Annotated in this window: 1 protein-coding gene and 1 pseudogene; one reads left to right on the top strand and one right to left on the bottom strand. The window is 73.0% G+C overall.

All coding sequences use genetic code 11. The features are described 5' to 3' along the window. The coding region (locus tag AE652_RS41410; RefSeq protein ID WP_053112603.1) for an MFS transporter at positions 1–941 on the bottom strand (941 nt) is incomplete at its 3' end. Between the two features lie 215 nt (positions 942–1,156). On the opposite strand from AE652_RS41410, the pseudogene AE652_RS41405 reads away from it, so the two are divergent. Further along, positions 1,157–1,402: pseudogene (locus AE652_RS41405) on the top strand (hypothetical protein); the annotation flags it as partial.

The raw sequence follows: 1,402 nt of genomic DNA, 5'->3' as shown, positions 1-1,402 counted from the left end.
GCCAGCGCCGCCAGGGACGCCACCGCGAGCGGGCGGGCCGGCGACCGGCCGAGCACCAGCAGGCCGCCCAGCACCGCGCCGACGCCGTAGACGCCCATCACCAGGCCCCAGGCGCGGGCGCCGCCGAGGTCCCGCTGCGCGAGCAGCGGGCCGAGCACCAGGAAGGGGGCCCAGACCAGCAGGTTGAACAGACCCATCTGCACGGTGGTGACCCACAGCCACGGGCGGGAGGCGAACTCCGACCAGCCGGCCCGCAGGTCCCGGACCATCGACCCCTCGCCGGCCGCCGCCCGCACCGGCAGCCGCAGCCCGGCCAGCGCGAAGGCGCCGACACCGTACGTCACCGCGTCGGCCAGCAGCACCGTCGCCGGGCCCCAGGCGGCGGTGACCAGGCCGGCGGTGCCGGGGCCGACCACGGTGGACACCGAACGGGCCAGCCCCAGCAGGGCGTTGGCGTCCGCCACCAGTCCCGTACGGCGCACCAGGTCGGGCACGATCGCGCCGAAGGCCGGCATGAACAGCCCCTCGCCGACCCCCCAGACCGCCACCAGCGCGACCATCGCCCAGACCGGGGCGTGCCCGGCCGCCAGCAGCCCGGCGAACAGCGCCTGGACCACGCCGCGCAACAGGTCCGAGCCCAGCATCACCCGGCGGCTGCCGAGCCGGTCCGCGATCGCCCCGCCGGCCAGCAGCACCAGCACCACGGGGAGGATCCGGGCCGCCATCACCCACCCCAGGGCGGTGCCCCCTCCGCCGTTGCCGCTTCCACCGCCACCGCCGTCGAGCACCGCGAAGGCGACCGCGACCGGCGCCATCGAGGAGCCGATCAGGGAGGTCGTGTACCCCAGGAAGAACCACGTGAACTCGCGCTCGCCGAACACGGCGAGCCGGTCTCCCAGGCGCCTTCGGCGGGCCGGGATCCGTTCGGTCTGCACTGCCATGTGCAGAAAGTCTGCGCGTCGACGGAGGGCGGATTCAAGGGATTGCGGGAAAAAAGTTGAGCCTTTGGGAATCAATTCTATGAGGATTCGATCTACCGCAGTAAATTCACACCTCTATGGCTCTCCACCTGCCGTTTACCGCGCCAGGCGACTATGGTTCAGATGTCCCGGAACAGTGATTTACTGCGGCACTTGGATTTCGGAAGAAGGCGATCGTGACAGGAACCGCGACAGCACTCCCACCGGTCGAATACGCCGTCGCCGTCGAGCGCTACCTGGCCGCCTCCGGGCTCGCCGACGGCTCCCGGCGGATCTACCGGATCGCACTGGACACCTGGGCCTGGGCACTCGCCGACCGGCCCGCCCCCACCGGCCCCGAACGGCGACGGGCCCGGCCGCCCGTCCTGCCGCTCGCCCTGCTCGACCACCCCGACGCCGCCGAGCGGCTCCGCGCCGCGGCC

The sequence above is a fragment of the Kitasatospora sp. MY 5-36 genome (assembly GCF_001182915.1).
Lineage (GTDB): Bacteria > Actinomycetota > Actinomycetes > Streptomycetales > Streptomycetaceae > Kitasatospora.
Note: the sequence above shows the minus strand (reverse complement) of the source record. Positions and strands in the feature narration are given on the sequence as shown.